Consider the following 5,415-nt stretch of genomic DNA (forward strand, 5'->3'; position numbering starts at 1 on the left):
CGGTGGCGGAGGGCGTCTCACCGTCACGTTTCCGCCTCGGGGCGGTTACGTAGTCGCACGCATCGGATCAGGTCCGGGACCGACGGACCGTGGAGACAGGTGACGGACATGCGCACTGAGGCCGCCCAGCGGGTCGAGCTGGTCTTCTCCCTCTTCGACGTCAACCGCAACGGGGTCGTGGACTCCGGCGATTTCGACCTCATGACAGAACGGGTGCTGGCGGCGGCCGTGGCCTCGGACGACGGCGCCAGGGAAGCCATCCGGGCCGCGCTCCGCCGCTACTGGTCGACACTGGCCACGGAGTTGGACGCTGACGGTGACGGTGTGATCAGCGTCGACGAGTTCCGTCCGTTCGTGCTCGATCCCGAGCGTTTCGGGCCCACGGTCACCGAGTTCGCCACGGCGCTCTCCGCGCTGGGGGATCCCGACGGGGACGGTCTGATCGAGCGTCCGCTCTTCGTGTCGCTGATGAGGGCGATCGGCTTCGAGGAGGCGAACATCCACGCGCTGTTCGACGCCTTCGGCCCCGACGCCGAGGACCGCATCACCGTGGCCACGTGGGCCGCCGGCATCGAAGACTTTTACGCGCCGGACCTGGCCGGGATCCCGGGCGACCAGCTGGTGGCAGTCCGCGCCGTCTGACACCGTCGTCGCGAGCGTCCTGGGGCCGGCCGCGCGGCCGGCCCCGGAGCGCCGCGTCAGGGCCGGGGCTCGTGGGGCTTGTGGGGCTTGTGGGCGAACACCCATCGGTTGCCCTCCAGCGCGTCGTTACGCTCGGGGAGGGGCCCTCGTCCCAGCAGGCGGGTGAAATCGAACGGGGTGTGCGTCGACGTGGACCAGCCTCTGGCCGCCAGGGCTCCGGCGGAGTCGGGGCGCGGCTCCCTGCTGAAGAGGTCGAGCAGGTCGATGCCGATCTGTTCGCGTGTCGCCGTGTAGATCGCGCTGTCTCGGTACGCCAACAGGTCCTTCTCCAGTTTGGCCTCGAAGGCCAGGGCGCTGCCTCCGGTGGCGAGCCGGTGCACCGTGTCGATGAGATACGTCTCCGCGTGGGCCGGCAGGTAGAAGAGCAGCCCCTCGGCCAGCCAGACGCTCGGGGCGGACGGGTCGAATCCCGCGGAGGTCAGCGCGGTGACCCAGTCGGCGCGCAGGTCGACCGGGACGAGGACGCGTTTCGCCTTGGGGGCGGCCGCGGCCTCCGAGAGGACCTGCTCTTTGAAGGCCAGCACGCCCGCCCTGTCGATCTCGTGAACGACGCAGTCGGCGGGCAGGTCGAGCCGGAAGGCGCGGGTGTCGAGGCCCGCGCCCAGGAGGACCACTTGGCGGACGCCCGTACCGGCCGACCGGAGGACGAAGTCGTCGAGGACCCTCGTCCGCAGACCGAAGTAGCGGGCGAACCTCCCCCACAGCGGGTCGTGCTCCCCGTCCGGGACCTGCTCGATGCGCACCGGCCAGCCGGCGCACGCCGGGGCCGCGCGCACGAAGTGTTCCGCGTACTCGTCCTGGGCGAGGCTGTCGTGACGGTGGGTCTCGATCGCACGGGCGGCGGCGACCAGGAGGGCGGTGACTCCCACCCCTCCGTCGACGCCGTCCGTGGTGAACGGTGCGTTCATCGTTCTCTTCTCTCCGGCAGCAGGACGGGTTTGACCACGCGGCCCGCCTCGCAGTCGCGTTCGGCCTCGTTGATGTCGGCCAGGGGGTAGGTGCGGATCAGTTGGTCGAAGGGGAAGCGGCCGGCCTGCCACAGAGAGGTCAGCCGGGGTATCAGCAGCGCGGGTACGGCGTCGCCCTCGCAGATGTGCCGGATGCTGCGGCCCTTGTCGAGCGTGCCCGGTTCGAGGGCGAGCGCGGTGTGCAGGCGTGCCACGAGGCCGAGAGTGCCCGTGGGACGCAGGGCGTGGAGCGCGTCGTTGATGAGCGCGGGCGAGGCAGTGGTGTCCAGGGCGTACTGGGCCCCGCCGCCGGTCAGCCGGCGGATGCGGTCGGCCCTCCCGGCCGTCCCCGCGGGCAGCGGGATCGCGCCGTACCGTTCGGCCAGGGCCAGTCGCCCGGGGTGGTGGTCGACGGCGACGGTCCGTACGGCGGCGGCGGTCGCCGCCATCACCGCGGCCAGGCCCACAGCTCCCGCGCCGAGGACGACGAGGGTGTCGCCGGGGCCGGCGCGGAACGTGTTGAGTACGGCTCCGGCACCCGTGAGAAAGCCGCAGCCGAGCGGTCCCAGTGGTTCGAGCGGCAGGGCGGGGTCGACCCGGACGGCGTTGCGCGCCGGGACGAGCGCGTACTGGGCGAAGGACGACTGGCCGAACCACCGGGGGGCCAGCGGGCCGCCGGTGGCGTCGGTGAGCCGTGGTACGTCCTCCGCGCGTCCTCCGAAGAGGTTGAGGGACGCGAAGGAATCGCAGTACGCGGGGGCCGCCCCCCGGCAGTTCCGGCATGCTCCGCAGGAGTCGAAGCTCAGCACGACATGGTCGCCGACGCCGATCGCGCCGTCCGAACTTGCGGGGTGGTTCGGATCGTCGGGGCCCTTCGTGCCGTCACCCGACGCCACCACGACTCCGGCGCCCTCGTGGCCGAGGACCGCCGGGAGCGGGGTGCGGCCGGCCGATCGCCGGACCGCGAGGTCGGTGCGGCACATTCCGCATCCCGCGATCTCGACGAGGATCTCCCCGGCGGCCGGGCCGTTGCTGAGGGCCACCTCCTCCACCGCGAAGGGGGCGTCGTACGAGCGCAGCACCGCGGCCCGGAACCTCATCGGTCTTCCTCCCGCAGCCGGTGCACCACGAACGGCCGGAGGTTGCCGTAGAGGCCCCATGGTCCGCCCGCGACACCGAGCCCGCTGTCCTTGGTGCCGGCGAAGGGCTGGGCGAGGGAGAGTTCGGCATGGTGATTGATCCAGGCCGTACCGCATTCGAGACGGTCGGCGACCGCGGCGGCCCGGTCGGGATCCGTGCCCCAGACGGAGCCGCCCAGTCCGAAGCCGGTGCCGTTGGCGGCGTCGACGGCTTCGTCGAGGGTGCGGTAGGGCAGCACCGGCAGGACCGGACCGAACTGTTCTTCGGTCACCACGGGGCTGTCGGGCGGGACGTCGGTGAGGATCGTGGGGGCGAAGAAGTAGCCCGGTCCGTCGAGCCGGTGGCCGCCGGCCGCGGCCCGGGCGCCGGCCGCCACGGCCCGTCGTGCGACCTGCTCGACCCGGGCCAGTTGGGGCGCGTTGTTGACCGGGCCGATCCGGGAGCCGGGGTCGAGTCCGGATCCGACGGCGACGGTCTTCGCGCGGTGGGCGAGGGCCTCGACCACCTCGGCGTGGAGCCGCGCCGGCGCGTAGACGCGTTTGACCGCCATGCAGACCTGCCCGCAGTTGCGGAACGCGGCCCAGAACAGCCGGTCCGCGATCCGTTCCACGTCGGCGTCGTCCAGGAGGACGGCCGCGTCGTTGCCGCCCAGTTCCAGGGTGACCCGGGTGAGCGAGGCCGCCGCCGCCGTGGCGACGGCCCGTCCGGTCGGTACCGAGCCGGTGAACGTGACGTGGCGGATGCCAGGGTGGGAGGCGAGGCGGGCTCCGAGAGGTTCCCGGCCGGTGACGACGGTCAGGACGTCCTCGGGCAGGACCTCGGCGAGGACGGAACCGAGCAGCCGGGTGGCGAGCGGGGTGTACGGGGACGGTTTGAGGACCACGGCGTTGCCGGCCGCGAGGGCGGGGGCGAACTTCGCGGCCGCGAGCTGGAGAGGGAAGTTCCACGGCACGATCCCGGCGACGGGCCCGAGGGAGCGCCAGCGGACCTCGCTGTGCACGGGCCTGCCGTCGTCGATCCGGCGGGCGTCGGGGGCGAGGCCGGCGAAGTACCGCAAGCGGGCCGCCGTACGGGCGACCTCCGCGTACGACTCCGCCAGGGGTTTGCCCTGTTCCCGGGTGAGCAGGGGGGCGAGGTCGTCCCCGGCGGTTTCCACGGCGTCGGCGGCGGCGCGCAGGGCGGTGGTACGGGCGGCCGGGTCGGCCCGCCATCCGATCCAGGCGCGCCGGGCGCGTTCGACCACCGCGTCCACTTCCTCCGGCCGCTGGTCGGGGGCGTCGTCGAAGGGGTGCCCGGTGGCGGGGTCGACGACGGTGAGTCTTGCGGCACGCGGCGCGGGGGCGTTGACGGCTTCCGGTGTCGGCATCCCGAGGTCAGCTCACGTCCGGGGCGCCGGCGGCGTGCTCGCGGGCTTGTCGATCCATCTCCGCGCGGAAGGCGGCGACCAGATGTGGCTGGATCCTGCCGGCCTTGCGGTCGCCGCCCGCGCAGACCGCTCCCCGTACGCCCACGATGTCCGTGCCGATGCGGGTCAGCTCACCCAGGTCGGTCTGCCGGACGCTGCCCGCGAGGGCGGCGATCAGTCCGGAGGCGTGGGCACGGCGGACGAATTCGGCGCAGGTGTCCGGCGGCACGTGGTCGAAGAGCCGTGTCCCGTCCTTGATCGCGGTGTCCAGCATGGCCGCGTCGGCGGCCGCGCGGGCGGCGATGTCGGGCAGCGCGAGCGGATTGACGCAGCCGACGCGGTGGGCGTCCGCGTAGCCCGAGGCGACGACGAGCGCGTCCGGACGGTGGTCCTTCACCGCCCGGACGACCGCCCGCATGACCTCGACGCCCTGCTCGGGGGTGGTGCAGCCGTAGAGACCGACCTTGATGTACGTGGCGCCGGAGACGACCGCGCCGAGCGCGGCCTGGGCCACGGTACCGGGCTTGTACGGCACGTCGCCGACGGTGGCGGAGACCGGCTTGTCCGCCGGGACCGCGTCGCGGATCTCCCGGATGACCCACGGGAAGTTGGCGCCGAGAGAACCCTCGTCGGGCTTCTTCACGTCGACGATGTCGAGGTGATCCGCCGCCTTCGCACAGTCGAGAGCCTCCTCGACGCCGTCCGGGGAGATGAGAAGCAACACCGTGCACTCCTTCCGCCGCGCGTCCGCCCGACCTGAGGTCGAGGAACCCGCGGGTCACCTGGTTCATGTGCGGTGCGCTCATCCTTTCCACCTGCCCGTGCGCACCGGTAGGGCGTGCGGAGCCGCCGGGGGCGCGTGTCCGCAGCCGCATGACGCCGCGTGCACCGGCGCGGACCGGAAGCCCCGGCCCGCGCCACGATCGCCCACGTGATCCGTCGGGTGCGCCCTTGCGCACTCTCGTGCCTCGGTCGGTCCGCCCCGTAGGTTTGCCGCAGTGATCAGCCCGGTCGGCACCGGGGGCGGGCCGGGTCGACAGAGGATTGCGGGGAGGGGCCCCACCGACGGCAACGGGCGCCATCCGGTCGCCCGCGATGCAGCTGACGGCGGTGGTCTGGTACTCCTGAAGGGTTCCGTTCCGGATGGACAGCACGGTGCCGTAGCCGTCGGTGCGCCAGATTCCATCGGTGACCGGCGGGTGGGCGGTGGCGGCCGGCGCG

5 protein-coding genes are annotated in these 5,415 nt (G+C 73.0%); 1 reads left to right on the forward strand and 4 read right to left on the reverse strand.

Going from position 1 to position 5,415, the window contains the following annotated elements:
• Positions 1–108: 108 nt before the first annotated feature.
• Positions 109–642, forward strand: coding sequence for an EF-hand domain-containing protein (locus RIF68_RS26070; protein ID WP_309053740.1), 534 nt, complete (start codon positions 109–111; stop codon positions 640–642).
• A gap of 56 nt (positions 643–698) precedes the next feature.
• Here RIF68_RS26070 and RIF68_RS26075 read toward each other — a convergent pair whose 3' ends face one another.
• Genes RIF68_RS26075 through RIF68_RS26090 form a run of 4 tightly spaced genes read right to left on the reverse strand, consistent with a single transcriptional unit; the run spans position 699 to position 4,918 of the window.
• Entirely contained in the window at positions 699–1,610 is a 912-nt protein-coding gene (locus tag RIF68_RS26075; protein WP_309053741.1) for a class I SAM-dependent methyltransferase, read from the reverse strand.
• Positions 1,607–2,749, reverse strand: a complete 1,143-nt coding sequence (locus RIF68_RS26080) for an NAD(P)-dependent alcohol dehydrogenase (protein ID WP_309053742.1) — start codon at positions 2,747–2,749, stop codon at positions 1,607–1,609. The genes RIF68_RS26075 and RIF68_RS26080 overlap by 4 nt, the downstream gene beginning before the upstream one ends.
• Positions 2,746–4,155, reverse strand: a complete 1,410-nt coding sequence (locus RIF68_RS26085; protein ID WP_309053743.1) for an aldehyde dehydrogenase family protein — start codon at positions 4,153–4,155, stop codon at positions 2,746–2,748. The genes RIF68_RS26080 and RIF68_RS26085 overlap by 4 nt, the downstream gene beginning before the upstream one ends.
• A gap of 7 nt (positions 4,156–4,162) precedes the next feature.
• On the reverse strand, positions 4,163–4,918 hold the full coding sequence (locus RIF68_RS26090) for a (5-formylfuran-3-yl)methyl phosphate synthase (RefSeq protein ID WP_309053744.1): 756 nt from the start codon (positions 4,916–4,918) through the stop codon (positions 4,163–4,165).
• Positions 4,919–5,415 lie beyond the last annotated feature (497 nt).

Origin of the sequence: Streptomyces sp. (genome assembly GCF_031178505.1) — a bacterium.
Lineage (GTDB): Bacteria > Actinomycetota > Actinomycetes > Streptomycetales > Streptomycetaceae > Streptomyces > Streptomyces gulbargensis.

Bases quoted from the DNA above. Each gene is read 5' to 3' on its own strand.
- RIF68_RS26070 (WP_309053740.1), top strand. From the start codon at position 109: ATGCGCACTGAGGCCGCCCAGCGGGTCGAGCTGGTCTTCTCCCTCTTC.
- RIF68_RS26075 (WP_309053741.1), bottom strand. From the start codon at position 1,610: ATGAACGCACCGTTCACCACGGACGGCGTCGACGGAGGGGTGGGAGTC.
- RIF68_RS26080 (WP_309053742.1), bottom strand. From the start codon at position 2,749: ATGAGGTTCCGGGCCGCGGTGCTGCGCTCGTACGACGCCCCCTTCGCG.
- RIF68_RS26085 (WP_309053743.1), bottom strand. From the start codon at position 4,155: ATGCCGACACCGGAAGCCGTCAACGCCCCCGCGCCGCGTGCCGCAAGA.